27 protein-coding genes are annotated in these 24,646 nt (G+C 64.1%); 14 read left to right on the top strand and 13 right to left on the bottom strand.

The window, feature by feature from the left end:
* The first annotated feature begins 8 nt into the window (after nucleotides 1–8).
* A complete protein-coding gene (locus GDR53_RS08355; protein WP_193337598.1) occupies nucleotides 9–635 on the top strand; it encodes a LolA family protein in 627 nt (208 codons plus the stop codon).
* Nucleotides 636–651: 16 nt separating this feature from the next.
* Here GDR53_RS08355 and GDR53_RS08350 read toward each other — a convergent pair whose 3' ends face one another.
* The gene (locus GDR53_RS08350) at nucleotides 652–1,467 is read right to left on the bottom strand and encodes an undecaprenyl-diphosphate phosphatase (RefSeq protein WP_193337597.1); all 816 of its coding nucleotides are present in this window, start codon (nucleotides 1,465–1,467) and stop codon (nucleotides 652–654) included.
* Nucleotides 1,468–1,577: 110 nt separating this feature from the next.
* Between GDR53_RS08350 and GDR53_RS08345 the strand changes: the two genes are divergently transcribed.
* From GDR53_RS08345 to GDR53_RS08330, 4 genes are all read left to right on the top strand, one after another.
* Nucleotides 1,578–2,255 carry a glutathione S-transferase family protein gene (locus GDR53_RS08345; protein ID WP_193337596.1) on the top strand — a complete coding sequence of 226 codons (678 nt, stop codon included), beginning with the start codon at nucleotides 1,578–1,580 and terminating at the stop codon, nucleotides 2,253–2,255.
* Nucleotides 2,252–3,376: a tRNA epoxyqueuosine(34) reductase QueG gene (queG, locus tag GDR53_RS08340; RefSeq protein ID WP_193337595.1), complete on the top strand. Its 1,125-nt coding sequence runs from the start codon at nucleotides 2,252–2,254 to the stop codon at nucleotides 3,374–3,376. Before GDR53_RS08345 ends, queG begins: the two co-directional genes overlap by 4 nt.
* A gap of 80 nt (nucleotides 3,377–3,456) precedes the next feature.
* A complete protein-coding gene (locus GDR53_RS08335; RefSeq protein WP_232846763.1) occupies nucleotides 3,457–4,242 on the top strand; it encodes an NAD-dependent epimerase/dehydratase family protein in 786 nt (261 codons plus the stop codon).
* A complete protein-coding gene (locus tag GDR53_RS08330) occupies nucleotides 4,239–4,895 on the top strand; it encodes a GNAT family N-acetyltransferase (protein WP_193337593.1) in 657 nt (218 codons plus the stop codon). Before GDR53_RS08335 ends, GDR53_RS08330 begins: the two co-directional genes overlap by 4 nt.
* 14 nt (nucleotides 4,896–4,909) lie before the next feature.
* Here GDR53_RS08330 and GDR53_RS08325 read toward each other — a convergent pair whose 3' ends face one another.
* Nucleotides 4,910–5,677 carry an alpha/beta hydrolase gene (locus GDR53_RS08325; RefSeq protein WP_193337592.1) on the bottom strand — a complete coding sequence of 256 codons (768 nt, stop codon included), beginning with the start codon at nucleotides 5,675–5,677 and terminating at the stop codon, nucleotides 4,910–4,912.
* 182 nt (nucleotides 5,678–5,859) lie between these two features.
* On the opposite strand from GDR53_RS08325, the gene infC reads away from it, so the two are divergent.
* Both infC and GDR53_RS08315 read left to right on the top strand, forming a co-directional pair.
* Entirely contained in the window at nucleotides 5,860–6,396 is a 537-nt protein-coding gene (infC, locus tag GDR53_RS08320; RefSeq protein ID WP_193338018.1) for a translation initiation factor IF-3, read from the top strand.
* A gap of 746 nt (nucleotides 6,397–7,142) precedes the next feature.
* Nucleotides 7,143–7,376: a YcxB family protein gene (locus GDR53_RS08315; protein ID WP_193337591.1), complete on the top strand. Its 234-nt coding sequence runs from the start codon at nucleotides 7,143–7,145 to the stop codon at nucleotides 7,374–7,376.
* Between the two features lie 37 nt (nucleotides 7,377–7,413).
* Here the strand turns inward: GDR53_RS08315 and GDR53_RS08310 are convergent, their stop codons facing one another.
* The 5 genes from GDR53_RS08310 to irrA form a co-directional block, all read right to left on the bottom strand.
* Complete coding sequence (locus GDR53_RS08310; protein ID WP_193337590.1) at nucleotides 7,414–8,307, bottom strand: ribokinase; 894 nt, start codon at nucleotides 8,305–8,307, stop codon at nucleotides 7,414–7,416.
* On the bottom strand, nucleotides 8,304–8,846 hold the full coding sequence (locus GDR53_RS08305) for a DUF1697 domain-containing protein (protein WP_193337589.1): 543 nt from the start codon (nucleotides 8,844–8,846) through the stop codon (nucleotides 8,304–8,306). The genes GDR53_RS08310 and GDR53_RS08305 overlap by 4 nt, the downstream gene beginning before the upstream one ends.
* Entirely contained in the window at nucleotides 8,843–9,445 is a 603-nt protein-coding gene (locus GDR53_RS08300; protein WP_193337588.1) for a YdeI/OmpD-associated family protein, read from the bottom strand. Before GDR53_RS08300 ends, GDR53_RS08305 begins: the two co-directional genes overlap by 4 nt.
* A 2-nt stretch (nucleotides 9,446–9,447) precedes the next feature.
* Nucleotides 9,448–10,317, bottom strand: coding sequence for an arylamine N-acetyltransferase family protein (locus GDR53_RS08295; protein ID WP_193337587.1), 870 nt, complete (start codon nucleotides 10,315–10,317; stop codon nucleotides 9,448–9,450).
* A 141-nt stretch (nucleotides 10,318–10,458) separates the two neighbouring features.
* Complete coding sequence (irrA, locus tag GDR53_RS08290; protein WP_232846800.1) at nucleotides 10,459–10,836, bottom strand: iron response transcriptional regulator IrrA; 378 nt, start codon at nucleotides 10,834–10,836, stop codon at nucleotides 10,459–10,461.
* Nucleotides 10,837–11,079: 243 nt separating this feature from the next.
* Here irrA and fabA point away from each other — a divergent pair, with 243 nt between their 5' ends.
* From fabA to GDR53_RS08275, 3 genes are all read left to right on the top strand, one after another.
* Nucleotides 11,080–11,610 carry a 3-hydroxyacyl-[acyl-carrier-protein] dehydratase FabA gene (gene fabA, locus GDR53_RS08285; RefSeq protein WP_193337585.1) on the top strand — a complete coding sequence of 177 codons (531 nt, stop codon included), beginning with the start codon at nucleotides 11,080–11,082 and terminating at the stop codon, nucleotides 11,608–11,610.
* Nucleotides 11,611–11,689: 79 nt separating this feature from the next.
* Complete coding sequence (gene fabB / locus GDR53_RS08280) at nucleotides 11,690–12,916, top strand: beta-ketoacyl-ACP synthase I (RefSeq protein WP_193337584.1); 1,227 nt, start codon at nucleotides 11,690–11,692, stop codon at nucleotides 12,914–12,916.
* Between the two features lie 134 nt (nucleotides 12,917–13,050).
* On the top strand, nucleotides 13,051–14,292 hold the full coding sequence (locus GDR53_RS08275) for a GAF domain-containing sensor histidine kinase (protein ID WP_193337583.1): 1,242 nt from the start codon (nucleotides 13,051–13,053) through the stop codon (nucleotides 14,290–14,292).
* Here GDR53_RS08275 and GDR53_RS08270 read toward each other — a convergent pair.
* The 5 genes from GDR53_RS08270 to ubiE form a co-directional block, all read right to left on the bottom strand.
* Nucleotides 14,289–15,011, bottom strand: a complete 723-nt coding sequence (locus GDR53_RS08270; protein ID WP_193337582.1) for a HesA/MoeB/ThiF family protein — start codon at nucleotides 15,009–15,011, stop codon at nucleotides 14,289–14,291. The genes GDR53_RS08275 and GDR53_RS08270 overlap by 4 nt on opposite strands.
* Nucleotides 15,001–15,729 carry a DUF2259 domain-containing protein gene (locus GDR53_RS08265; protein WP_193337581.1) on the bottom strand — a complete coding sequence of 243 codons (729 nt, stop codon included), beginning with the start codon at nucleotides 15,727–15,729 and terminating at the stop codon, nucleotides 15,001–15,003. Before GDR53_RS08265 ends, GDR53_RS08270 begins: the two co-directional genes overlap by 11 nt.
* Entirely contained in the window at nucleotides 15,710–16,171 is a 462-nt protein-coding gene (gene dut, locus GDR53_RS08260) for a dUTP diphosphatase (protein WP_193337580.1), read from the bottom strand. Before dut ends, GDR53_RS08265 begins: the two co-directional genes overlap by 20 nt.
* A gap of 66 nt (nucleotides 16,172–16,237) precedes the next feature.
* Nucleotides 16,238–17,794, bottom strand: a complete 1,557-nt coding sequence (ubiB, locus tag GDR53_RS08255) for a 2-polyprenylphenol 6-hydroxylase (RefSeq protein WP_193337579.1) — start codon at nucleotides 17,792–17,794, stop codon at nucleotides 16,238–16,240.
* A gap of 3 nt (nucleotides 17,795–17,797) precedes the next feature.
* Nucleotides 17,798–18,580 carry a bifunctional demethylmenaquinone methyltransferase/2-methoxy-6-polyprenyl-1,4-benzoquinol methylase UbiE gene (ubiE, locus tag GDR53_RS08250; protein ID WP_408639801.1) on the bottom strand — a complete coding sequence of 261 codons (783 nt, stop codon included), beginning with the start codon at nucleotides 18,578–18,580 and terminating at the stop codon, nucleotides 17,798–17,800.
* Nucleotides 18,581–18,679: 99 nt separating this feature from the next.
* On the opposite strand from ubiE, the gene mutM reads away from it, so the two are divergent.
* The 3 genes from mutM to dnaA all read left to right on the top strand — a co-directional run bounded on the left by mutM (nucleotide 18,680) and on the right by dnaA (nucleotide 22,372).
* Entirely contained in the window at nucleotides 18,680–19,567 is an 888-nt protein-coding gene (mutM, locus tag GDR53_RS08245; RefSeq protein ID WP_193337577.1) for a bifunctional DNA-formamidopyrimidine glycosylase/DNA-(apurinic or apyrimidinic site) lyase, read from the top strand.
* A gap of 153 nt (nucleotides 19,568–19,720) precedes the next feature.
* Nucleotides 19,721–19,987, top strand: a complete 267-nt coding sequence (gene rpsT, locus GDR53_RS08240; RefSeq protein ID WP_193337576.1) for a 30S ribosomal protein S20 — start codon at nucleotides 19,721–19,723, stop codon at nucleotides 19,985–19,987.
* A gap of 930 nt (nucleotides 19,988–20,917) precedes the next feature.
* Nucleotides 20,918–22,372 carry a chromosomal replication initiator protein DnaA gene (gene dnaA / locus GDR53_RS08235; RefSeq protein ID WP_232846762.1) on the top strand — a complete coding sequence of 485 codons (1,455 nt, stop codon included), beginning with the start codon at nucleotides 20,918–20,920 and terminating at the stop codon, nucleotides 22,370–22,372.
* A gap of 60 nt (nucleotides 22,373–22,432) precedes the next feature.
* Here dnaA and GDR53_RS08230 read toward each other — a convergent pair whose 3' ends face one another.
* Nucleotides 22,433–23,290 carry an SDR family NAD(P)-dependent oxidoreductase gene (locus GDR53_RS08230; RefSeq protein WP_193337574.1) on the bottom strand — a complete coding sequence of 286 codons (858 nt, stop codon included), beginning with the start codon at nucleotides 23,288–23,290 and terminating at the stop codon, nucleotides 22,433–22,435.
* A gap of 201 nt (nucleotides 23,291–23,491) precedes the next feature.
* Between GDR53_RS08230 and dnaN the strand changes: the two genes are divergently transcribed.
* Nucleotides 23,492–24,613: a DNA polymerase III subunit beta gene (gene dnaN, locus GDR53_RS08225; RefSeq protein ID WP_193337573.1), complete on the top strand. Its 1,122-nt coding sequence runs from the start codon at nucleotides 23,492–23,494 to the stop codon at nucleotides 24,611–24,613.
* The last annotated feature ends 33 nt before the right edge of the window (nucleotides 24,614–24,646 follow it).

Below are 24,646 nucleotides of genomic sequence, written 5' to 3'. Positions count from 1 at the left end.
ACCTTTCCATGATTCGCCGCGATGCCCTGCTGCTCGGCCTTGCTGCCGCCTTTGCCGTAAGCACCTCCGCCTGGGCGCTGGACCGGGAACTGACGCCCGAAGAGCAGCAGATGATCACCAATATCGGTGCGCACAACTCGGCCATCCGCACCATGGTGGGCCGTTTTCTACAGATCGATACCAATGGCGGCCGCACCGAGGGCACTTTCTTCCTCGAGCGCCCCAACAAGATCGCCTTCCGCTATGCGCCGCCCAGCCGCGACGAAATCGTCTCGATCGGCAACGGCTTCTACGTGCTCAACCGACGCGACGAGACCTATTACGCCTATCCCCAGGACACCATTCCGCTGCGCCAGTTCCTGGGCGACACCATCAACCTGATGGACGCCAATGTGGTCGATGTCTCGACCTCGGACGGCTATATGTCGATCACCGTGATCGACGAGACCATTGCCGGCACCGTTCAGGTGTCGCTGGTCTTCGGTACCGATACGCTCGATCTGGTGCAGTGGAGCCTGGTCGAGCCCAGTGGCGCAGAGCTGACCTTCTCGCTTTACGATGTGGAGAAGGACCGCGAGATTCCGCGCAGCTACTTCTCCATCCCGGCCAACTACAAGCCGCTCAAGCAGGGCTGAGCCAGGCTGGCCCCTGTCAGGCCGAGCCCATCATGAACAGGGCAATGATGCCCGCGCCGCCCACGGCGATGCGCCACCAGGCAAAGGGCGCAAAGCCATAGCTGGAAACAAAGTTCAGCAGGTAGCGCACCACGATGGCGCCGACCACGAAGGCGGCGGCGAAGCCGACGGCCACCTGCAGGGCGATGCTCGTATCGATCAGGTCGCGGCTCTTGTAGAGGTCGTAGCCGAAGGCCCCGGTCATAATGGGCAGGGCGACAAAGAAGGTGAACTCGGCCGCGCTGCGCTTGCTCGCCCCAAAGAGCATGGCGCCCACCACGGTCGAGCCCGAGCGCGACACGCCTGGAATGAGACTGAGCATCTGGAACAGGCCGATGATAACAGCAAGATGCCAGGGATAGTGGTAGATGTCGTCATAAGTTTCCCGCTTGGGCATCCGGTCGACAAACAGCAGGATGATGCCGCCAACCAGCAGCGACACGCAGATGGTCATCGGCGATTCCCACAGCGCGCCCTGAATGAAGTCGCGCAGCAGCACGCCCACGATAATCGCCGGTATGCAGGCCAGGATCACCGACAGCGCGAAGCGCCAGGCATAGGCCTTGCCGGTCAGCGCATCGCGGATCAGCAGCCCCAGCCGGGCGAAATAGATGGTAACAATGGCCAGGATGGCGCCAAGCTGAATCAGCACGATGAAGGTCTTGGGCTGGCTCAGCCCGAAGAAATGGTCGGCCAGCAGCAGGTGACCGGTCGAGCTGACGGGCAGGAATTCGGTAAGCCCTTCAAGAATACCCAGGACGAGAGGCACAAAAAGACCTTGATCGCCGTTCATTTGATCCCCTAATCCTGTCCGATGCCATGGGCGGCGCGCAAGCTTTAGCCTGCTTCGCCAAGAGCGCCAAGCAGCCCCGTTTGGTGCGCCAGAAAAAGAGATGAGCCCTAATGCCCAGCCTGCTGCATCATCCCCTCGATCCTGCCTCCCGGCTTATCCGCCTGATGTGCGCCGAATATGGCGTGCCGCTGGACATGGAAGAGATCAAGCCCTGGCTGCGCACGGCAGAACTGCTCGAGATCAATCCGGCCGCCACCCTGCCCATCCTGATCGACGATAATGACCAGCCCATTGTCGGCCTGCTGGCCAATATCCACCTGATCGAAGATCTCTATACCCCCAGCGTCGTCACGGGCCTGATCCCGCCCGATCCCATCACAAGGGCCGAGATGTGGCGGCTGATCGAATGGGTGACCTCCAAGCTCAATGACGAGGTCACCCGCTATGTGCTTGAGGAAAAGATCGTCAAGCGCGACCACAAGGGCGCCACGCCCGACCCGGCCGTGCTGCGCGTCGCCAAGGCCAATCTCAACGAGCATATGCTCTATTTCAACTGGCTCTTCGCCAACCGCTCCTGGCTGACCGGCGACGACCTCACCCTGGCCGATTTTGCCCTCGCCGCGCATCTCTCCACCCTCGATTATCTGGGCGATATCGACTGGGGCAAGGCGGGCGAGACGCGCGACTGGTATTCGCGCATCAAGTCGCGCCCCGCCTTTCGCACCCTGCTCAATGACCGCGTCCTCGCCATGCCGCCGCACAAGGGCTATGCGGATCTCGATTTTTGACGACAACCGAAGCCCTCGTCGTTGAACTCAAGGCCCGCGCCACGTCGCTTGGCTTTGACAGTTTCGGCATAGCCCCGGCCGATGCGCGGCCCGATCTGCCCGACAAGCTCAATGCCGCGCTGGCCGCCGGCTGGCATGGCGATATGGACTGGATGGCAGAGACCGCCGAACGGCGCGGCAGCCCGACCCAGCTCTGGCCCGAAGCCAGATCGGTGATCCTGCTGGGCATCAATTACGGCCCGCAATCCGATCCCCTGGCCCTGCTGGATGAGCCGAGCCTGGGCGCCATTTCCGTTTATGCCCGCAACCGCGACTATCATGAGATCATCAAGGGCAAGCTCAAGGAGCTGGCGGGCCTGTTGGCGCGGCGCTCCGGCGCGGCGGTCAAGGTGTTTGTCGATACCGCCCCGCTGATGGAAAAGCCGCTGGCCGAGGCCGCGGGCCTGGGCTGGCAGGGCAAGCATACCGTTCTGGTCAGCCGCGATTTCGGCTCCTGGCTGTTTCTGGGCGCCATTCTGACCGATGCCGACCTGCCCGGGGACAAGCCGCACGCCGAAAGCTGCGGCTCCTGCACCAGATGCCTCGATATCTGCCCGACCAAGGCCTTTCCGGCGCCCTTCCAGCTCGATGCGCGGCGGTGCCTGGCCTATCTCTCGGTCGAGCATAAGGGGCAGATTCCCCTGGAGTTCCGCGTGCCCATGGGCAATCGCATCTATGGCTGCGACGATTGCCTCGCCGTCTGCCCGTGGAACAAGTTTGCTTCGGAGAGCCGCGAGGCCCGGCTGCAGGCCCGCGCCGATCTCGAACGCCCGGCTTTGGCCGACCTCGTTCAGCTCGACGATGCGGGCTTTCGCACCTTCTTTGCCGGCTCGCCGGTCAAGCGCATCGGGCTCAGCCGATTTTTGCGCAATGTCTTGATCGGCATCGGCAATTCGGGCGATGCTGGCTTCGTACCGCTGGTGGTGGCGCGGCTGGGCGATGAGAATGCCCTCGTGCGCGGCGCCGCCATCTGGGCACTGCGCCGGCTTGACCCGGCGCGGGCTGCCGAAGTCAGCACGACCTGCCTGGCCGCCGAAACCGACCCTGACGTTGCCGAGGAATGGACCGTGGATATCGCATGAACGCTTTCTTTTTCGGCCTCGGATTCTCCGCCACCGCGGCGTCGATGCGATGCCACCTTTCCGGCCAATATGATAACATTGTGGGCACCGTTCGCACCGCAGAAAAGGTCGCGCGGTTGAACGCCATGGGCCTGCGCACGCACCTGTTTGACGGTACGGCACCCGGCGCGACCCTGGGCCCCGACCTGCGGGCTTCCAGCCATGTGGTGTTCTCGATTGCTCCCGACGCCGATGGCGACCCGGCGCTCATTCATCATCGTGCCGATCTCGACGCGGCAGAGGGTCTGGAATGGCTCTGCTATTATTCCACCATCGGGGTCTATGGGGATTTCGGCGGCGCCTGGATCGATGAATCCGCGCCGCTGGTGCCGCGCAATGAGCGCAGCGATCGCCGCGTGGTCGCCGAACAGGCCTGGCGCGACTATGCCGAGACGCGGGGCGTGAAGCTGACGATTCTGCGGCTGGCCGGCATCTATGGCCCAGGCCGCTCGACCTTCGACAAGCTTGAAGACGGCTCCTCGCGCCGCGTGGTCAAGCCCGGCCAGGTGTTCAACCGCATCCATGTCGACGACATCGCTCGGGTGACCGAACTGGCGGCGACGGCGCGGCTCGATGGCACTTTCAATCTGGGCGATGACGAGCCGGCCCCGCCGCAGGACGTCATCGTCCATGCCGCCGCGCTGCTGGGCATGGCGCCACCGGCCGAGCTCGATTTCGCCACGGCGCCGATGACGCCGATGCAGGCCAGCTTCTACGCCGACAACAAGCGCTGTTCCAACGCCGCGATCAAAAAGGCCTTGGGCATCGACCTGCTGTACCCGACCTATCGCGAGGGCCTGGCCCAGGTCCTGGAGACCCGTTCATGACGCAACCAAGCCCAGCCAAATCTGCCCCCGAACGCATCGTTCTTGAGGGGCGCTTCGTGCGGCTCGAGCCCTTGGAGAAGCGTCACGCCGCCGACCTCTTCGCGGTGGGGACCATGCCGGGCGGGCCCGAGCGCTATCGCTGGCTCTTCAGCAATGCGCCGGAATCGCTGGAAGGGCTGCAGGACTGGATCGATACCGTGAATGCCGGCCCCGATCGCTACGTCGCCATCATCGACCAGCAGACCGGCAAGGCAGTGGGCCAGCAGGCCTGGATGCGCATCTTTCCCGAACATGCCTCGATCGAGATCGGCGGCGTCTATTGGGGACTGCCCATGGCGCGCACGCCTTTGGCCACCGAGGCGCTCTATCTGTTCGCCCGCCACGCCTTTGACGATTTGGGCTATCGACGCTTCGAGTGGAAATGCAATGACCGCAACAGTCCCTCCAAAGCTGCCGCGAAACGCTTCGGCTTTCACTATGAGGGCCTGTTCCGCCAGGACCGTATCACCAAGGGCGAGAGCCGCGACACCGCCTGGTTCTCCATCATCGACAGCGAATGGCCCGCTTTGCGCGCTGAATACAAGCGCTGGCTCAGCCCGGACAATTTCGACGCCGACGGGGTGCAGAAGAGCAAGCTTGTGACGCGGGGGTAGGGCCGGCCCGACGTCTAGGCCACCAGCCGCAGCACGGCGTCCTTCATGCGCGCCAGGTCTTCCTCCCGGCTCAACCGGTGGTCGCCATCGGGGATCAGTGTCAGCGTAACGGGATCGTGCAGGATATGGGTGACGAGGCGAATGGCATGCGCGGCCGGCACGTCCGGGTCCTGCCCGCCTTGCAGGATGGTGACGGGGCAACCCGTTTCGATGACGCTGCCGAACAGCAGGTGCTGTGCGCCATCCTCAAGCAAAGCCTGGTTGATGCGATAGGGCGCGTCCGAATACTGGCTGGGCTGCTCGACAAAACCCTGGGCCTGCAGTGCCTGGTGTTCCTCAAGGGTGAAATTGGGCGACATCAGCTCATGGGTCATGTCCGGCGCCGGGGCGATCAGGACGAGGCCCCTGGCCGGCGTGCCGCGGGCCAGCAGCGCCCGCGCCAGCAGCAGGGCGATCCAGCCGCCCATGGACGATCCGACGATGACCTGCGGCCCCTCGGTTGTTGCATAGACAGCCTCGGCCTCTTCCAGCCAGCGGCTGATCGTGCCCTCGTTGAAGTCGCCGCCGGAAATCCCGTGCCCGGAATAGTCAAAGCGCGTTACCGCCAGGCCATGCTCGGCCCCCAGCCCGTCCAGCGCCATCGCCTTGCTGCCGGCCATGTCCGAGCGGAACCCGCCAAGCCACAACAGGCCCGGACTGCCGCCGTTGCGTCGCGCTACGGCGATGGCGCGCGCGGCGGGGCCGGAACCGACGGAGATTGTGGTGCTTTGGGTGTCGGTCATGGGATCGCTTTCTTGGGGAGGCAAAAGGGTATATGCTGGTTTCAGGCGGGCACTGTCTGACCGGGCCGGCAACGCGGCAAGAGCTCCAGAAATGGGACCTTTTGCCAGTTGACTTATGGGCCCGGTAACACGATTTTAGCCCGAATTCACCGCTTGGCTTAATAACACAAGGATCATTTGCCATTCGCCGTCCAATGAGACCAGTCACGCCCCAGAAAGATGGGCCGCCGTCCAATGAAGATATCACCAGCGCCGATGTCCAGCTGATCGACGCTGAAGGTGAGAACCGCGGGATCGTCAATACCCGCGAGGCGCTCGCAGAAGCCCAGGAACAGGGCCTCGACCTTGTCTTGATCTCTCCCAACGCTGTCCCGCCGGTCGCCAAGATGCTCGACCTGGGACGCTTCAAATATGCCGCGCAGAAAAAAGCTGCCGAGGCCCGAAAGAAGCAGAAGGTGATTGAGGTCAAGGAAGTCCAGATGCGGCCGAATATCGACACGCATGACTACGAGACCAAGATGAAGGCCGTGCAGCGCTTCCTCGATGATGGCGACCGGGTCAAGGTGACCATGCGCTTCCGTGGCCGCGAAATGGCCCATCAGGACCTGGGCATGCAATTGCTGCTCAAGGTGCGCGCCCAGACCGAGGAAATCGCCAAGGTCGAAAGCCAGCCGCGCTCCGAAGGCCGCCAGATGGTGATGGTTTTGGCGCCCAAATAGGGTTTTGCCGGCCGACAGATTTGAAAAGGGCAGGCCCGGCGGGCCTGCCCTTTTTGTTTGAGGGCAAGTGGTCTGCACGATCGCCTGAGGGGCTGCAGCCAGCCGCATCCCACCCTCTCAAAGGACGTTCTTCGATATGCCTAGCAATTTGAAGTTTTGCTAGGCACGTTCATGCCGAGCAAGGGCCTGAAGCGAGTTGCCGTTGCCGACCCGCCGGACACAAGCTCCTCGAACTAGGACGTTTTAAACCAGATGGTGTTGGTGCTGGCACCCAAATAGGGTTTGCCGGCAGACAGATTTGCGGCCTATTTGCAGGGCAGAGTGATCGGGGGTCACCGCTTAGCAGCATCGACGCATCTGCGGTTCAATTGGGAGTCGGACGAGACATTTTCGGCGTCGTGGGACGCACATGCTGCATTGACAACTTTCGGTATGTGACGTTGACACTCGTCCTATGACTAGTAACCGCTCAAGCTCCTTGGTGTCGTTTACGATCACCGCCCAGGACTATGCCAACGCCTTGAAGTTGCATACGCGTCGCTACTGGGCGAGAAACCCTGCTCCAAAGCTTTTTGGAGTGGGGATAGTGGCCGCCATCCTGCTGGCTATGGCACTGTCCGGCATCAATCCGTCACTGACCATTGGCGTGACAGGTGGCTTGATAGCACTCGTCTGCTTGTCCCTTTTTACCTATTTTGTCCGGTTCCCTCGGCAGGCACGCCGGATATATGGGTCAGCAAAAGACCATGCAGCATCCTGTCACCGCCTCATGGGACAGCGCGACCTATTCGGCCTCGACCAAGGCCATATCGGGCACGACCGCCTGGAACGACTATTACGGCTGGGCGGCCGACGAGACCATCATCCTGCTCTTTCAGTCGCCGGTTCTGTTCCAGATGCTGCCGCGCCATGCCTTGACCGCCGAGGAGGCAGATGACCTGTTGACCCATCTCGCCCAGTCCGGATTGCGTCGGCTGTAGCCACGTCGACGGCGTTGCGAGAGGCGCCATGCAGCGGCTATTTCAGCGCCGCATCCACCTCTTCGGCCATGGGGATCGCCGGCTGGGCGCCAGGCTTGAGGCAGGCCAGGCTCCCCGCTGCGGCGGCGCGGCGCAGGGCCGTTTCGAGGTCGAGGCCGGCATCGAGCCCGGCGGCGAGATAGCCCACGAAGGTATCGCCGGCGCCCACGGTATCGATCGGCTTGATCGGCAAAGCCGGGATGGTCAGCGTCTGGCCATGGGCAATGGCCTTCACCCCGGCGCCGCCCAGGGTAACGATGAGGATCTGGTCGTGCTTGGCCGCCCAGTCGGCCATGGCGGCGTCCAGTTCGCTTTCGGGTCGCCCGCTGAGCAGGGCGAATTCGGTTTCATTGGCCACGACAATACTGGCCAGCGGGGCAAGGTCCGCCGTATCGGCGAGGAAAGGGGCCGTGTTGAGCAGGCTGGTGACGCCCTGCGCCCGGGCCAGTTCCAGCGCCCGCCGCGTGGCGGCCTGGGGGATTTCCTGCTGCACCAGCAGCAGGTCCTGGCTGCCCAGCCCGGCCATGGCCGTCTCGGCATCATCGGGGGTGATGGCGCCATTGGCGCCCGGCAGCACGGCGATGACATTTTCGCCCGCCGCATCGACAAAGATCATGGCAATGCCGGTGGCGCCTTCCGTGTGGCGCATGGCGCCCAGATCGACACCCGCTTTGGCCAGCAGGGCCAAAGCCGGCTGGGCAAAGGCGTCCTGCCCGACGGCCGAGACATGGCGCACGCAGGCCCCGGCGCGGCGGGCCGCGAGCGCCTGGTTGGCGCCCTTGCCACCTGCGGCCATGGAGAAGACCCCACCGGCCACCGTTTCGCCCGGCAAGGGCAGGCGCGGCACGGTGCCGATCTGGTCGAGATTGGTGGAGCCGAAAACCGTGATCATGCCAGCATCTTTTCCATCGTGTTCCAGTTGCGCATGGTGTCGAGCCCACCCTTGCCCAACTGGGCATAAAGCGGCTTGAGCACGTCCTCGACGCCTTCGGTATAGCGGCCATTGGCCTGGCGGTAACCGGCAATATAGATGTCGCGCGCGTCGATGCGGACAATTTCGGTGTGGCCGGGCTGGTCGGCCAGCGTGATGCCCGGGGGCAGGGCCCGGTCGAACATCAGCACATGGCGGGTGAGGTCGGCCTCGGGGTCGAGCCGGCCGAAGGGGTGCTGCGCGAGCATGGCCGTCAACTCCGTCTCCGAGCGCAGTACGACGCCCACGTCAAAGCCGAATTGCGCCGCGATGGCGGCCTCGAGCTTGTCCTTGATGGCCGAGGCAGTGCCCTCGGCGCGCAGGCGCACATTGCCGCTGGCCACCACGGTTTTCACATCGGCAAAGCCGGCCGCCTCGAGGCACGTCCGCAGCTCGGCCATCTTGACCTGCCGCTTGCCCAGATTGATGCCGCGCAGAAAGGCGAACCACAGCGCGCTCATGTCGTCTTTCCCTTGCCTTGCGGATAGATGGTCTCGCCGCGCTCGAGCATGGCGACGAAGCCGGCGATCTTGCGCGCCCGCGCCGCCGGCGTCTTGAGCGCGATGGTGCGGAAGATCAGCGCGAAGCGGTTCTGCGCGGTCAGGGTGCGGTAGAATTCAAGCGCCGCCGGCCGGGCCGTTATGGCCGCCATCAGGTCCTCGGGCGGTTCCATGGTGGTGGCATAGGCTGCGTCCCAGCGTCCGTCCGCCTTGGCAGTCTCGACATGTCGCAGACCATGGTCGGTCATGTGGCCTTCGTCGATCAGCCGGGCGACATTGTCGCGATTGATCTGGCTCCAGCTGCTCTTGCTGCCGCGCCGTGTATAGCGCTGCACGAACGAGACCTCGTCCCAGCTCTTGCGGATGGCGTCGATCCAGCCCCAGCATAGCACCACGTCGATCGCCTCGGTGGCCGTGATGGTCGGGGTGCCGCTGGCCTTCTTGAAGATGCGGATCCAGATCTCGTCTGCCTGGTCGTGATGCTGGCCCAGCCAATGGTAGAACGCGTCCCTGTCGGCAAATTCGCGGACCTTGTCCGGGTCGACCTTTACCGGCGCCATGGCTAGTCCGCCGTTGCCTCGGGCGCGATCTCGGGCTCGGGCGGCACGATGCCGGCCGCCAGCAGGATCTCGCCGAGCTTGGCGTCGAGCGCCGCGTCGGCCGGCAGGGTAATGCCGAAGCTGGTTGTCAGCACGTCGCGCATTTCGGCCACGCTGGTGAGGTCCCGGCTCTCGGCCTGGCCATCTTCGCCATAGGTGGTGAAGTGGTTGTCCTTGAGAGCCAGGCGCTTGCCGGAAGGGGCCAGGGCGACGCGCAGCTGGTTGCGGAAGGGGGAGGTGGGGTCGGTCGAGAGGAAGCTGTTGGAGGCCTCGTAATCGGCCGCCGTCTTTTCGGTCAGGTCAAAGGCATAGAGCGGCGCCCAGTCCTCGCCCATCTTGGCCTCGAGCTGCCAGACCGGATCGCCGCCGGTCAGCCGGAAGCTGCCATGCGGCGTGGTCTGCTCGGCATCGGCCTTGAGCCGCAGCGGGCCGGTCAGCGTCAGCCCGCCAAAGCCGACATCGGCAATATAGGTGGCGCTGTTGATCTCGACGGCCAGCAGCATGTGATGGGCCGGGCCGTCGACATTGCCCGGATTGTTCCACAGCACGCGCGCCGCCAGGCCGCGCACGGAGAAGTCGAGCTCTTGGAGCATCGCCATCAGCAGCAGGTTGTGTTCGTAGCAATAGCCGCCGCGCCGCTCGGTCAGCAGCTTGGCCTGCAGGCTCCCCAGGTCCAGTTTGACCGGCAGGCCCAGCAGCGGGTTGAGGTTTTCAAAGGCAATGGCGGCTGGATGCAGGGCGTGCAGCTGTTCCAGGGTCGCCAGGCTCGGGGCAATTGAACCGGCAAAGCCGATTCGCTCGAAATAGCCGTTGAGATTGACCTTTTGGCTCATTGGCCACCCGTTTTGCTGTTGCAGGACGCGCAATATGGGTGATCACGCGCCCCCTGTCACCGCCGCCTGGCGGCAATTTCGTCCTTGCGGGGGCTGGACAGCGGCCATTTGCTGCTTATGGCGGGCCGACGCCGATTGCGCTCAGCCCTGCGCCTTGCGCACCCGGATCACCACATCGACATGGCTGACTTCCATGCCCTTGGGGGGCTCGGGCAGCTTGGTGAAGGCAACCGAACTGGCCGGAATGTCGATCATCCGCTGCTCGTCTTCGACGTAGAAGTGATGGTGATCGGAGGTGTCGGTGTCGAAATAGGAGCGCGCCGCATCCACGGCCACTTCGCGCAGCAGGCCCGCTTCGTGGAACTGGTGCAGCGTATTATAGATGGTGGCCAGCGACACATTGACCCGCGCAGCATCGGCTTCGCCATGCAATTGTTCGGCACTGACATGGCGGTGCGGGCCGCCGAACAGCAGTTCGGCCAGCGCCACGCGCTGCCGCGTCGGACGGAGACCGGCCATGCGCAGCACGGCGGTGAGACACGGTTTGCGCGAGGGCAGCGACCGGGCGGTCTGGGTACGATCAGTCATAGGGTCCTTGAGCGCTCTGAAGGGCCGGAAGATACTGGGGTTCTTATAACCGTCACGCCCGCGCCACACAAGGCGCCGTGCCGTCGCAGGTCAGGCCCGCGCGCGCCCGCGTTGACTTGACCCTCCCCACGCGCCCCTATACGAGACAAACACACGGTTAACGGGGTTGGACGCATGGCCGATCGGCAGAGCGCATTTGGGTATCAGGAGCTGTTGGCGCATGGCCGCGGCGAATTGCCGGGCCAGGGCGACGCGCGCCTGCCAGCCCCACCCATGCTGATGTTTGACCGCATCACCTCCATTTCAGAGGATGGCGGCGCCTATGGCAAGGGCCAGGTGCGCGCCGAGCTCGACGTCAATCCCGATCTCTGGTTCTTCAAGTGCCATTTCATCGGCGATCCCGTCATGCCCGGCTGCCTGGGCCTCGACGCGATCTGGCAGATGACCGGCTTCTTCCTCAGCTGGATCGGCCAGCCCGGCCGTGGCCGCGCTTTGGCGGGCGAAATAAAGTTCACCGGCCAGGTAACCGATGACGTAAAACTGGTCGAATACGGTATCGACCTCAAGCGCGTCATGAAGGGCCGCCTGACCCTGGGCATCGCCGATGGCTGGGTCAAGGCCGATGGCAAGGTGATCTACGAGGCCAAGGATTTGCGCGTCGGCCTGTTTACCGACGTACAGATGCAGGCGCAGCAGAGCGCCTGACGCGCCTTAAAAGCGACGCTTCAATCAACGAGAACCGCCCGGCCATAAGGGCGTCAGACCGAAACTAAACGAGGCCAAGATGAGACGAGTTGTCGTCACCGGCATGGGTATCATTTCCTCGATCGGCAATTCGCTCGACGAGGTCACGCATAGCCTGCGCACAGCGACGCCAGGCATCGTGTTTGCCGAGGACTATGCCGAACTGGGCTTTCGCAGCCAGGTCAAGGGCGACCCGCGGCTCGACCCGTTCGAACTGCTCGACCGCCGCGTCACCCGCTTCATGGGCAAGGGCGCGGCCTGGAACTACCTGGCCATGCAGCAGGCCATTGCCGATGCCGGGCTCGAGGAGAGCGACATTTCCAATCCCATGACCGGCATTGTCATGGGTTCGGGCGGCGCCTCCACCCGCACCATTGTCGAGGCGGCCGACATTACCCGCAAGAATTCCAGCCCCAAGCGCATCGGGCCGCTGGCCGTGCCCAAGGCCATGGGCTCGACGGCCTCGGCCACGCTGGCGACCGCCTTTGGCATCAAGGGCGTCAACTATACCATCACCGCGGCCTGCGCGACGTCCAAGCATTGCATCGGCAATGGCATGGAACAGATCATGCTGGGCAAGCAGGACATCGTTTTTGCCGGCGGCCACGAGGATCTCGACTGGACGCTGTCCAATCTGTTCGATGCCATGGGCGCCATGAGTTCGAACTATAACGACACGCCCGCCAGGGCCTCGCGCTGCTACGACGCCGATCGCGACGGCTTTGTCATTTCCGGCGGCGCCGGCGTGCTGGTGCTCGAGGAATATGAACACGCCAAGGCGCGCGGCGCGCGCATCTGGGCGGAACTGGTCGGCTATGGCGCCACGTCCGATGGCCTCGACATGGTGGCCCCTTCCGGCGAGGGCGCGGCGCGCTGCATGCAGATGGCGCTGAAAAATGTCGGCCCCAAGGTCGACTACATCAACCCGCACGCCACCTCGACCCCGGTCGGCGATCTCAAGGAGATCGAGGCCATCCGGTCCGTCTTCGGCGATGCCGGCAAGTGCCCGCCCATCTCGGCCACCAAATCGCTGACCGGCCACAGCCAGGGCGCCACCGGCGTGCACGAATCGATCTATTCGATCCTGATGATGAAGCACCGCTTCATCGCAGCCAGCGCCAATATCGACAATCTCGATCCCGCCTTTGCCGACATGCCCATCATTCAGCAGCGGCGCGACGACGTCGATCTGGGTGTGGTGCTGTCCAATTCCTTCGGCTTTGGCGGCACCAATGCGGCTCTGGTCTTCAAGCACCCCGACGCCTGATCCCTGCTGCTGACGGCCCGCCGGGGCCGCTGATTCGGCCGGCGCCGAGCCAGCCGCAATTCAACCATTGATTCTTGCTGTCACCACACCGACAATGCAGTCGGCGGGGGCGCCGATCGCTGTCGACTGACAGCATGGAACTGACGAAAGAGTTCATGACCGACGTCCACGACTTTCAGGCCGATATTGATGCGGTTCAGCGCATTACCGCCATCCCGTCCATCCTCAATGTTGTCTGTGAGGCGACAGGGGTTGGTTTTGCCGCGGTGGCGCGGGTGACCGAGGACCGCTGGGTGACCTGCCAGGTGCTCGACAATGTCGATTTCGGGCTCAAGCCGGGCGACGAACTCAAGGTCGAAACCACTTTGTGCCACCAGGTGCGGCAGGATCATCGCGAGGTGGTCATCGATCACGTCAGCCAGGACCCGCTCTATGCCGACCATCACACCCCCCGCATCTACGGGTTGCAGAGTTACATATCGGTGCCGATCATCCTGCCGGACGGCAGCTTCTTCGGCACGCTCTGCGCCATGGACAGCGCCCCGGCCAAGCTGGACAACCCGGTCACCATCGGCATGCTCCGCCTGTTCGCCGAACTCATCGCCCACCATCTCGACAGCGACCGCGCGTTGACCGAAAGCCGCGCGCAGCTGGCCGAGGAGCGCCTCACCGCCGACCTGCGCGAACAGTTCGTCGCCGTGCTCGGCCATGACCTGCGCAACCCCCTCAGCGCCATCGAGGCCGGGACGCGCCAGCTGCTCAGGGCACCACTCGACGAGCGCTCGGCCCAGATTGTCGGCCTGATGCGCAAGAGCGTCAGCCGCATGGGGACGCTGGTCGACAATATGCTCGACCTGGCCCGCGGCCGGCTGGGCGGCGGCATCCAGCTCGAAACCGCCACCGACGAGACGCTGCACGCGGTGGTCGAACAGGTCGTCGAAGAACTGCGCTCGGCCCATCCTGACAGGCAGATCATTGCCCGCCTCGGCCGGGTCGGCCATCTCTCCTATGACCGCACGCGCATCGAGCAGCTGGTCTCCAACCTCTTGGGCAATGCCCTGACCCATGGCGCCGCCGACCAGCCCATTACGGTGACGGTGGGGATTGTCGATGGCCAGCTCGAGGCGTCGGTGTGCAATGGCGGCGACGCCATTCCGCCCCATCTGCTCGACAATCTGTTCAAGCCCTTCTTCCGCGCCCGGGTGCGGCCAAGCCAGCAGGGTCTGGGGCTCGGGCTCTATATCGCCAGCCAGATCGCCCGCGCACATGGCGGCACGCTGGCGGTGACCTCGACTCCGCAGGAATCCTGTTTCACCTTTCGCATGCCGATCGCGCCGGCTGTCCCGGCGTATGCGGGCGCAGCCCTGCTCGGCTAGAAGGCGAATTCGGCAAAACGGGCGCCCTGGCTGTCATAGGTCAGCACCCTGCCGATCAGCGGCTCGCCAATGCCGGTGATGAGCTTGATGGCTTCCATTGCCATCAGCGTGCCAATGACGCCGGTAAGCGGTCCGACAATGCCGGTGGCCTCGCAGCTGGGCAGGTCGGCATCGCTGGCGCTGTCGGGATAAAGAGCGCTGAAGGACGGCCCGCCCGGGGCAAAGACGGTCACCTGACCGTCAAACATCGATACCGCGCCCGAGACCAGGGGCAGGCCCAGCCCGGCCGCTGCCGCCGCCACGGCCCGGCGGGTCACCAGATTGTCGGTGCCATCGATGACCAGGTCATAATCGGCCATGAGCCGCGCCGCATTATCCGCGGTCACCGCCGCGTCATGCAGCGCCAGCCGCACTTCGGGGTTGAGGGCCTGCGCGAAATGGCCGGCGCTGGCCGCCTTGCTCTGGCCGATGCCCGCGTTGGTATGGATCACCTGCCGCGCCAGGTTGGACAGCGAGACGCTGTCCGGATCGGCAATACCCAGCCGACCCACGCCGGCCCCGGCCAGATAGGCAATGACCGGACTGCCCAGCCCGCCCGCGCCCACCACCAGCACCCGAGCCGCCTTGAGCGCCTGCTGGCCGCTGCCGCCGAAGCCCTTGAGCACCAGCTGGCGCGCATAGCGCCGCGTTTCGGCGGGGGAGAGGGGCTCAGAAGCCAAGCGGCACCACGATGAAGCGCCGATCCGGCCCTTCAAAACCAAAGGTGAACACCGAAATGATGGCCACGGCGTCGCGCAGGGGCTCGGCGGCAAAGGGCAGGACCACGCCAAAGAGCCGGTAATCGACGGGACAGCCGCGCGAACGCGGCAGGCTGTCGTCGCGATGCACCACGCGCGTGCCGGCATCGTCGACAAGGCTGAGCTGGTAGCCGCGCGGCGGCGAGCTGAACCATTCCTGGCAAGGCGTGGCCGAACTGGTGTCGAACCGGCTCAGCTCGAGGCTATGGCTGCCCTCGACCGCGCCGACCCCGAAGGCCGGCACGCCGAAAGTCAGCGCCTGTCCGTCATTGTCGGGCGCGCCATCGCCGATCAGGGCGACGAATTCACCCGGCACGCTAATGCCCAGCGTGGTGATGTAATTGGCGGCCTTGAGCTTGGCCTCGGCGCGGATCTCGGCCAGCGTTACCAGCTCGTCCTCGGCCAGCATACGAACGGGCGTGCCAACCACCCAGCTGTCATCGACCAAATCGACCACATAGACGCTGGCATAGGCAAAGCCCGATCCGTCCTGCACGCCGAATTCCTCGAAGGCAAAATAGCTGCCGTCTTCGGAAAAGCCGATCAGGTCGATCTGCGCCCGGTCGCCCGCCAGCGCCGGCACTGCCGGCAGGACGAGAAGGACCAGCAGCCCAAAAAGGCTAGCGACCCGTCGAACCATGCCCGCCCTCGCCCCGTTCGGTGCCATCCAGTGCCTCCACTTCGATTAAACTCACTGCGCTGACCGGTGCCACCACCATCTGCGCGATTCGATCGCCCCGCCGCACCGTGAAGGGCGCCGTGCCGTGATTGATCAGCAGCACCTTGACCTCACCCCGGTAGTCCGCATCCACCGTCCCGGGAGCATTGAGCACGGTCACGCCGTATTTTGCCGCCAGGCCCGACCGCGGCCGGATCTGTGCCTCGAACCCTTCGGGCAGGGCCAGAGCCAGCCCGGTGGGGATCATCCCATAGGCGCCCGGCGCGATCTCCATAGTGCCGTCGGCCGGCAGCGCCGCCGCCAGGTCGAGCCCGGCCGCTCCCGCCGTCTGCTGCGCCGGCAGCGCCAATCCACGGCCATGCTCGAGCCAGCGCAGTTGGATCAGGACGCGGCTGGCAGACATCGGGCACTCGCAGGTTCTGTCGATTTTTCTATTCTAGGTCGTGCCGGCTGGCCGGACAAGCCGCGCTCAGCCCGCCAGCGTCAGCACGCGCCACAGCACGGCCAGCAGGGTCGCCCCGGCAATCGCCATCAGCGCGATGACGCTCCAGCGCATGAGCGGATCATAGCGCCTATGTTTGACAGCATGATAATCGGCAAGCGCTAATTCGGCCTGCGCCAGGATGACCGGCACGCGGCCGGCCGCCTCGGCCATGGTCTTGAAATGAGTGCCCAGGGTTTCGATCTGGCCCACCGGGCCCGCCTGTCGGCGCAGCCAGTCGCCTACCACCGGCTCGGCCACCGTCCAGATGTCGAGCTCGGGATCGAGCGCCCGCGCCACCCCTTCCACCAGCACCATGGACTTCTGCAGCAGCACCAGCTCGGGCCGCGTCTGCATGTCGAACAGGTCGGTAATGGCAAACAGCTGGCCCAGCACCCGGGCCATCGAGATATCGGCCGCGGTGCGGCCGTGCAGAGGCTCGCCGATGGAGCGAATCGCCAAGGCAAAATCATCCACCGACTGATCCTTGCGGACATAGCCGATATCAAAATGCCGCTCGGCCACCAGCCGGTAGTCGCGGGTGATGAAACCGAACAGGATATCGGCGAGGAACCGGCGTTCCTGCCGGTTGATCCGGCCCATGATACCAAAATCGACCGCGATCACATTGCCATTGGCCGGATCGGCAAACAGGTTTCCCGGATGCATGTCGGCATGAAAGAAGCCATCGCGGATGGCATGCTTGAGAAAGCTCTGCAGCAGATTGGTCGCCAGCGCCTTGCGGTCTACCCCGGCTCTGTCGAGCGCGGCATGGTCGCGGATCGGAATGCCGTCGACCCAGCTGGTGGTGAGCACGTTCTGCGCCACATGGTCCCAGGAGACGCTCGGGATGACAAAGCCGGTATCGTCCTTGATGTTCTCGGCCATTTCCGAAATCGCTGCGGCCTCCAGCCGCAGGTCGAGTTCGAGCCGGGCCGAGCGGTCCAGCGTCTCGACCACCTCGATCGGCCGCAGCCTTTTGGTCGAGGCGATGAAGCGGTCTGCCAGGCGGGCGGCCGCGTAAAAGCTCTCGATATCGGCCATGAAGCGGGCCTGGACGCCTGGGCGCAGGATCTTGACGGCAACCGTCCGGGCCGGCCCCTTGGCGGGCACCAGCCGGGCGCGGTGCACCTGGGCGATCGAGGCTGCCGCGATGGGGGCGCTGAGCTCGGTCAGCTCGGCCGCCTTGCCTTCCAGCGCCGCCGCAAGAATGCCCGGCACCAGCGCGGCGTCGAACGGATCCATGCGATCCTGCAGGCCCGCCAGGTCATTGGCGATGGTAATGCCCACCACGTCGGGGCGGGTGGCCAGGGTCTGGCCGAACTTGACATAGGTCGGGCCCAGCCGGTTGAGCGCCCGGTTGAGCCGGTCGACATGGCCGGTCTGGCGCACGCTGGGGCGCTCGATCAGCCGGCCCAGCCAGATGCCGGCGCGCAGCGGCGCCAGAGCAGGCGGCAGGCCCTTGGTCGAAATCATCGACAGCGCACCTTCGCGGGCCAGCACAAAGCCGGCATGCAGTAGGCGAAAATAGGCGGAAAACAGCATGCGCTAGAGCTTCCATCCGGAAAACAGCGTCGCGATATTGCCCGAAAAGGCCGTGGCCTTGACGCGCTTGAAGCCGGCCTCGGTCAGCATGGACTGGAACAGCGCCGGATTGGGAAACTTGCGGATCGATTCCACCAGATACTGGTAGGGCTGCGCATCGCCGGTCACCAATCTGCCCATGGGGGGAATGAGGTTGTCCGAAAACGCCTTGTAGACCAGGTCCAGGCCCGGCACATCGACCTGGCTGAACTCGAGCACCAGGATGCGACCGCCGCGCTTGAGCACGCGATGCGCCTCATTGAGGGCTTTCTGGATGCGCGGCACATTGCGAATGCCGAAGGCGATCGTATAGGCGTCAAAGCTGTTGTCGTCGAAGGGCAGTTCCTCGGCATTGGCCTCGACAAAACTGGCCTGTTCCGGATAGCGCCAGGCCTTGGCCCGTTCCGCGCCTACCCGCAGCATGTCCGAATTGATGTCGCTGACCACCACCTCGGCATAGCCCACCGAGGCATTGATGATGCGCTCGGCAATGTCGCCGGTGCCCCCGGCCATGTCGAGCACCCGATACGGGCGCGAGCCCGCCTTGGGCGGCGCCAGATCGGCCACCATGGCGTTCTTCCAGAGCCGGTGCACGCCCACGCTCATTAGGTCGTTCATCAGGTCATAGCGGTCGGCCACGCCATGGAACACCTGGTTGACCATGCCCTGCTTGTCGTCCAGCGCCACGGTCTGTTCACCGAAATGAGTGGTTTCTCGCGCGTCGGTCATGGTGATCGCCTCGTGCATTTCGTACTGGTCGATACGACCTGTATTGACCCAGCGATACATATTCAAAGCAAACCGACTTTGCCATGGCGCAAAGCCGCACAGGTGAAGAGACATAAAATGCCTGAACTGCCCGAGGTCGAAACCGTGCGCCGGGGGCTGCAGCCCTGGCTTGAAGGCGCCCGCATCGACCATGTGACGCTCAACCGCCCCGATCTGCGCTTTCCGTTCCCGTCCGGCATGGCCGCCGCCCTTGAAGGCAGCACCATCGTCTCGGTCGGCCGCCGCGCGAAATATCTGCTGCTGGCGCTCTCGAGCGGCCAGACCCTGCTCAGCCATCTGGGCATGACCGGCTCCTGGCGCTTTGCCGAGCACGGCATCGACAAGCCGCCGCGCTATTATGAGCCGGGCACGGAACCCAAGCATGATCACCTGGTGCTCGACATTTCCCACCCCAAGCACGGCAAGAGCCACCTGATCTATGCCGATCCGCGCCGCTTCGGCTTTGTCGATCTCTATGACGACCTGGCGACCAGTCCCTATCTCAAGGATCTCGGCCCCGAGCCGCTGGGCAATGATTTCAACGCGGCCGAAATGGCCGACAAATTCGCCGGCAAGAAGAGCCCCATCAAGGCGGCCCTGCTCGACCAGCGCGTGGTGGCGGGCCTGGGCAATATCTATGTCGCCGAGGCGCTGCATCGCAGTCACATATTGCCCACCGTGCTGGCAGGAACCCTTGTGACGACCAAGGGCAAGCCCAAGGCGGCGCTCGAAGACCTCGCCAGTGCCGTCCGCCAGGTATTGATCGAGGCCATCGAGGTGGGCGGCTCGACCCTGCGCGATTTCCGCCATGCCGATGGCAGTTCAGGCTATTTCCAGCATCGCTTTGCCGTCTATGACCGGGAAGGCGAGCCCTGTCCCACGCCGCTGTGCACGGGCACGGTAGAGCGTATTGTCCAGTCGGGGCGCTCGACCTTCTTTTGTCCGGTCTGCCAGAAGAAACCCTGATCCCCGCTGGGCTGAATCCAGTTGACGCTTGCCCCTGCTTCCCCTATAGACCGGCCAACTTGGCGGCTATCGAGATGCCGCCGATTTCATTTTCATCCCGGACGCATGCGACCTCGTGGCGCGATCGGCCGGTTGGACGCCAAGAGGACCATTATGGCCAATACGCCTTCAGCCAAAAAGGCTACCCGCAAGATCGAAGCCCGCACCGCGGTCAACAAGTCGCGCCGTTCGCGCGTCCGCACCTTCATCCGCAAGGTTGAAGAAGCCATTGTTGCCGGTGACCACAAGGTCGCCATGGAAGCGCTGCATGCGGCCGCTCCCGAGATCAACCGCGCTGCGACCAAGGGCATTGTTCATGCCAATCTGGCCGCCCGCAAGATCAGCCGCCTGAACAGCCGGGTCAAGGCGCTCAGCGCCTGATTGGCTGCCAGAAGGCGCCCTGACCGGGCTGCCGACATGTGACGAGACGGGCTCCGCGAGGAGCCCTTTTTGTTGGTCGGTCAGGGGGAGCAAGCTATTCCGATTTGACACGGATGTGTCATCGGCGTGACACCGCCCTCTTTACGGCCTACGCTACCACAGCCTCGGTATTTCTTGAGTTTTTCCAGAGCTTTGCGCCAACATCGGCGCGTCGTGGAACTGTCATCTGCGGCCTCGGATGCAAAAAAACGGGCCCGCCGAGAAATAAAATTTTGCTCCCGTCCGGACACTCCGAAGGGGAATCTGCGTTGAGTCACAGCGCCTTGCTTTGACGGGCCTGGAGCCAGAAGCCGGGGGCAAAAATACAACCTTAGAGTCAAGCCCCCATTTTGCAGATTCCACGGTTGCTAGCCCAAAATCGTCCCTCTAAAGTGATCTGGTCAGCAGGCGAGAAGACGCCGTCAATGAGCGTCCGACACAGCTGGCCGGGGCATATTCGGGGCGTAGTTTTTACGATTATTCGGGGCGTTGTTCTAGATCAATAGTCGGCCAAGGCCGCGATGGTTTGAATGGTGAAGGTTGTGTTGGCAGTTCATGTGGCTGTCGGTCCGATCTGGGCCGGCAAGTTTTTTTGAGACCTTAGGCCCCGTTTCGGCCTGGTTCATGACAGTTGCGTAACAAACACTCCGCCGGGCTCGTCCCGCGGACAAGACAAGTGCGTCCGCATGAGCGGGCGCAGGGGCGAAGTCATGGCTGCGTGGGCACACAGGCCAGCCATGGCATTAGACAGATACCGGCCGGGCTTTGCGGACCAGTCGGAACCAATATGGGGCTGAATGAATGACGCGACAGGCGACCGCTGACAGGGAGACTTGGCCCCAGGCCAATCCCCCAATGAAAAGCACGATCAACAAAGGCGATATCCCTGTCATGACCCCATCCGATTCCGGCCAAGCCCAACGCGAGCTCTGGAACCGGGTCCGGGCGCGCATCAAGACCGCCGTGGGCGTGGATGTGTTCACCTCCTGGTTTGCCAGCCTCGAACTCGAGGAGATCGTCGACGAGGTTGTTCACCTGTCGGCCCCCACGCGGTTTCTCTGTTCCTGGGTGCAGTCCAACTATCTCGAACGCATTCTCGAGGCCTTCCGCCAGGACATTCCCGAGATCGGCCGCATCCAGGTGACGCTGCGCGTCAACGGCCAGGCCCGTCCTCGCTTCACCCCCGTAGTGGCCGAGCCGGTAGCGGGCGAGGCGCCGAGTGCGCCGGCGCCCAGCCATGCCGCGCCCATGGCCAATGTGTCCCGGTTCAGCCGTGACGCGGCAACCGCCAAGGGCGATGCCCTGTCGGGCAGTGCCATCGATCCGCGCATGACCTTTGACAGCTTTGTCGCCGGCGAGGCCAATGAAATGGCCTTCGGTGTGGCCAAGCAGATCGCCAATGCCGCCGCCAACAATACGGTGACCTTCAACCCGGTCTACATCCACTCCACGGTCGGCCTGGGCAAGTCCCACCTGCTCAATGCCATTGCCCATGCAGTGCAGTCGGCAGATGCCTCCAAGAACATCGTCTACCTGACCGCCGACCACTTCATGTACCATTTCATCACCGCCGTGCAGCGCCAGTCCGCGCTCGGCTTCAAGGAATGGCTGCGCCGCGTCGACCTGCTGCTGATCGATGACATGCAGTTCCTTCAGGGCAAGTCGGCCACCGAATTCGGCCATACCCTGGGCACGCTGCTCACCGGCGCCAAGCAGGTCGTGGTGGCCGGCGATGCGCCGCCGCGCGATCTTGAAATGCTCGACGAGCGCGTGCGCTCGCGCCTTTCGGGTGGCCTGGTCGTCCCGATCTCCGGCTTTGATCTCGAACTGCGCCGTGCCATCGTGCAGCGCCGGGCCGACCAGTCGACCGCCCGCTATGGCATGCACTTCCCCACCCCGGTCATCGACTATATCGCCCGCGCCGTCATCAGCCATGGCCGTGACCTCGATGGCGCCGTCAATCGCCTCGTCGCCGCCAACCAGCTGACTGGCGAACTGATCACCGTGCCGCTGGCTGAAAAGACCCTGGGCGACCTGATCCGCAGCCGCGAGGCGCGCCGCGTCCGCATCGAGGATATCCTGCGCATCGTCTCGCGCCACTACAAGGTGCCGCGCAACGAGCTGCTCTCGGCCCGCCGCAGCCGCGACGTGGTGCGACCGCGCCAGATCGCCATGTTCCTGGCCAAGGCGCTAACCTCGCGCTCGCTGCCCGAAATCGGCCGGCGATTCGGCGGCCGCGATCACACCACCGTGCTGCACTCGGTGCGCAAGGTCGAGGCCATGATCAAGGACGATGTCGAGCTCGGCCAGGAGATCGAACTGCTCAAGCGCATGCTCGAGGAATAGCGGGCGCATTCAATAGATGTCGAAAATGGCGGGCCCTGAGCCCGCCATTTTTGTTGCTGCCTAGGCCTTGGGCTTCAGGGGCAAATCCTGCGCCATGAAGGCGGCAAATTCGTCCTTGTAGTCCGGATGCCAGCGCGACAGAGCCGGGCGGTTTTCGATGATGTCCATGGCGTTCCACAAGATGCGCTTGTGGTCGACCCCATTGGGCGTGTCGTCATCGGGGCAGAGGATGAAGAAGCGGTCATCGGCGATGAGCTTTTCCATATGGTCGACGACCTGCTCGGCCCGCCAGGCGCCGGGGCGATGCTCGGCCTCGCCCGTCGTGGTCCAGCCCGGGATCAATAGATGGGCGCTGATGGCGCAGTTTTCCCGCTCGCGCAGGTCGCGCGCCAGGTTTTGCGTATAGGCATTCACCGCCGCCTTGGAGGTGTTGTAGGCCGGATTGCCCGGCGGATTGGTCAATCCCTGCTTGGAGCCGGTATTGACGATCACGCCTGGCCGGCCCGCCGCCAGCATGCCCGGCAGGAAGGCCTGCACGCCATTGACCACGCCCAGCACATTCACTGCAAAGACCCGGGCCCAGTTTTCATTGGCGTCGAGGATCCCACCCGGTCCGCCCGCCACGAAGGCCGCGGCATTGTTCATCAAGAGCGTCGGGCTGCCCCAGCGCGCCTGCACCTGCTCGGCCAAGGCCAGCATGGCCGTCATGTCGGCGACATCGGCCGTGCTGGTGATGATGGCGTCGCGGCCAATCGTCTCAGATAGGCTCTCGGCGGTCGCGGCCAGCTTGGCCGCGTCGACATCGACCAGCGCCAGGCGCATGCCGGCCGCCGCAGCACGGCGCGCCGCTGCCCGGCCAATGCCGCTGGCGCCCCCGGTAATCACGGCAATGCCGCCGGCTGCAAAACTCTCGGCCATCGGGCTCTCCTCATGATTGTGCTGTCGCCAATCTAGCCCCTTATGCGGCCCGGCGCAGCCCGCCGGGCGGCCGCGATAGCTGGTGGCAAACTGCTTGCTGCCCTTGCCTTTTGGTCACCAAATTGTAAATGTCCACAGCCCGGCTCGCCGGGTGTTTTCTGCTGCCGCCGTGCAGCCGCGTAGTGCCAGGGATATTGCCGCATGAAAGTCACGCTCGAACGCAATCATCTGCTCAAGTCGCTGAGCCATGTGCACCGGGTTGTGGAGCGCCGCAACACCTATCCCATCCTGGCTAACGTGCTGTTCAAGGCCGGCGATGACAAGGTCGAGCTGCGCGCCACCGACCTCGACATCGAGGTCACCGAGAGTGTGCCCGCCATGGTGTCGACTCCCGGCACCACCACCGTCCCCGCCCACACGCTTTATGAAATCGTCCGCAAGCTCAGCGATGGCGCCGAAGTGCGGCTCGAGACCGATGGCGGCGAGAACATGGTTCTGACCTCCGGCCGCTCGCGCTTCAACCTGGCCTGCCTCTCGCCCGACAGCTTTCCCGATCTCAAGTCCGGCGCCTTCGGCCACGAATTTTCCATGCCGGTTACCGCCCTGCGCGAGCTGATCGAGCGCACCCAGTTCGCCATCTCCAATGAGGAGACGCGCTACTACCTCAACGGCATCTATTTCCACACCATCGACATTACCGGCACCGGCACCGTATTGCGCGCCGTGGCCACCGATGGCCACCGCATGGCCCGCGCCGAGATCGACGCGCCCGAGGGTGCCAAGGGCATGCCGGGCATCATCGTGCCGAAAAAGACCGTCGGCGAAGTGCAAAAGCTGCTCGATGGCGCTGAGGGCGAAGTGCTGGTGGAAGTTTCCGACACCAAGATCCGCTTCACCGTCGGCTCGGTCGTGCTGCTGAGCAAGCTGATCGAGGGCACCTTCCCCGATTACGATCGGGTGACCCCCAAGAACAATGACAAGCAGATGAATGTCGACCGGGCGAGCTTTGCCACCGCCGTCGATCGCGTCTCCACCATTGCCTCCGAGCGCGGCGGCAAGGCCGTCAAGCTGCAGGCCAAGGACGGTCTGCTCGAGCTCTCGGTGACCAATCCCGATCACGGCACGGCTTCCGAGGAACTCGCGGTCGAATTCGATACCGACGGCTTCGAGATCGGCTTCAACGCCCGCTACCTGCTCGACATCATCGGCCAGATCCGCTCCGAAAGCGCCATCTTCATGTTCAACGATGCCGGCTCGCCCACCCTGGTCAAGGACGAAGGCGAAACCCGCGCGCTCTACGTGCTGATGCCGATGCGGGTTTGAATGGGCGATATTGCTCGCAACAATCTCGATCGT

This window comes from Devosia beringensis, assembly GCF_014926585.1.
Taxonomy (GTDB): domain Bacteria; phylum Pseudomonadota; class Alphaproteobacteria; order Rhizobiales; family Devosiaceae; genus Devosia; species Devosia beringensis.
This window is presented reverse-complemented; position numbering and strand designations above follow the sequence as displayed.

What these genes read in the sequence shown, in the direction of transcription:
- GDR53_RS08355 (WP_193337598.1), top strand. Translation starts at nt 9, where the DNA reads ATGATTCGCCGCGATGCCCTGCTGCTCGGCCTTGCTGCCGCCTTTGCC.
- GDR53_RS08350 (WP_193337597.1), bottom strand. Translation starts at nt 1,467, where the DNA reads ATGAACGGCGATCAAGGTCTTTTTGTGCCTCTCGTCCTGGGTATTCTT.
- GDR53_RS08345 (WP_193337596.1), top strand. Translation starts at nt 1,578, where the DNA reads ATGCCCAGCCTGCTGCATCATCCCCTCGATCCTGCCTCCCGGCTTATC.
- GDR53_RS08330 (WP_193337593.1), top strand. Translation starts at nt 4,239, where the DNA reads ATGACGCAACCAAGCCCAGCCAAATCTGCCCCCGAACGCATCGTTCTT.
- GDR53_RS08325 (WP_193337592.1), bottom strand. Translation starts at nt 5,677, where the DNA reads ATGACCGACACCCAAAGCACCACAATCTCCGTCGGTTCCGGCCCCGCC.
- GDR53_RS08315 (WP_193337591.1), top strand. Translation starts at nt 7,143, where the DNA reads ATGCAGCATCCTGTCACCGCCTCATGGGACAGCGCGACCTATTCGGCC.
- GDR53_RS08310 (WP_193337590.1), bottom strand. Translation starts at nt 8,307, where the DNA reads ATGATCACGGTTTTCGGCTCCACCAATCTCGACCAGATCGGCACCGTG.
- GDR53_RS08305 (WP_193337589.1), bottom strand. Translation starts at nt 8,846, where the DNA reads ATGAGCGCGCTGTGGTTCGCCTTTCTGCGCGGCATCAATCTGGGCAAG.
- GDR53_RS08300 (WP_193337588.1), bottom strand. Translation starts at nt 9,445, where the DNA reads ATGGCGCCGGTAAAGGTCGACCCGGACAAGGTCCGCGAATTTGCCGAC.
- GDR53_RS08295 (WP_193337587.1), bottom strand. Translation starts at nt 10,317, where the DNA reads ATGAGCCAAAAGGTCAATCTCAACGGCTATTTCGAGCGAATCGGCTTT.
- irrA (WP_232846800.1), bottom strand. Translation starts at nt 10,836, where the DNA reads ATGGCCGGTCTCCGTCCGACGCGGCAGCGCGTGGCGCTGGCCGAACTG.
- fabA (WP_193337585.1), top strand. Translation starts at nt 11,080, where the DNA reads ATGGCCGATCGGCAGAGCGCATTTGGGTATCAGGAGCTGTTGGCGCAT.
- fabB (WP_193337584.1), top strand. Translation starts at nt 11,690, where the DNA reads ATGAGACGAGTTGTCGTCACCGGCATGGGTATCATTTCCTCGATCGGC.
- GDR53_RS08275 (WP_193337583.1), top strand. Translation starts at nt 13,051, where the DNA reads ATGGAACTGACGAAAGAGTTCATGACCGACGTCCACGACTTTCAGGCC.
- GDR53_RS08265 (WP_193337581.1), bottom strand. Translation starts at nt 15,729, where the DNA reads ATGGTTCGACGGGTCGCTAGCCTTTTTGGGCTGCTGGTCCTTCTCGTC.
- dut (WP_193337580.1), bottom strand. Translation starts at nt 16,171, where the DNA reads ATGTCTGCCAGCCGCGTCCTGATCCAACTGCGCTGGCTCGAGCATGGC.
- ubiB (WP_193337579.1), bottom strand. Translation starts at nt 17,794, where the DNA reads ATGCTGTTTTCCGCCTATTTTCGCCTACTGCATGCCGGCTTTGTGCTG.
- ubiE (WP_408639801.1), bottom strand. Translation starts at nt 18,580, where the DNA reads ATGCACGAGGCGATCACCATGACCGACGCGCGAGAAACCACTCATTTC.
- mutM (WP_193337577.1), top strand. Translation starts at nt 18,680, where the DNA reads ATGCCTGAACTGCCCGAGGTCGAAACCGTGCGCCGGGGGCTGCAGCCC.
- rpsT (WP_193337576.1), top strand. Translation starts at nt 19,721, where the DNA reads ATGGCCAATACGCCTTCAGCCAAAAAGGCTACCCGCAAGATCGAAGCC.
- dnaA (WP_232846762.1), top strand. Translation starts at nt 20,918, where the DNA reads ATGACCCCATCCGATTCCGGCCAAGCCCAACGCGAGCTCTGGAACCGG.
- GDR53_RS08230 (WP_193337574.1), bottom strand. Translation starts at nt 23,290, where the DNA reads ATGGCCGAGAGTTTTGCAGCCGGCGGCATTGCCGTGATTACCGGGGGC.
- dnaN (WP_193337573.1), top strand. Translation starts at nt 23,492, where the DNA reads ATGAAAGTCACGCTCGAACGCAATCATCTGCTCAAGTCGCTGAGCCAT.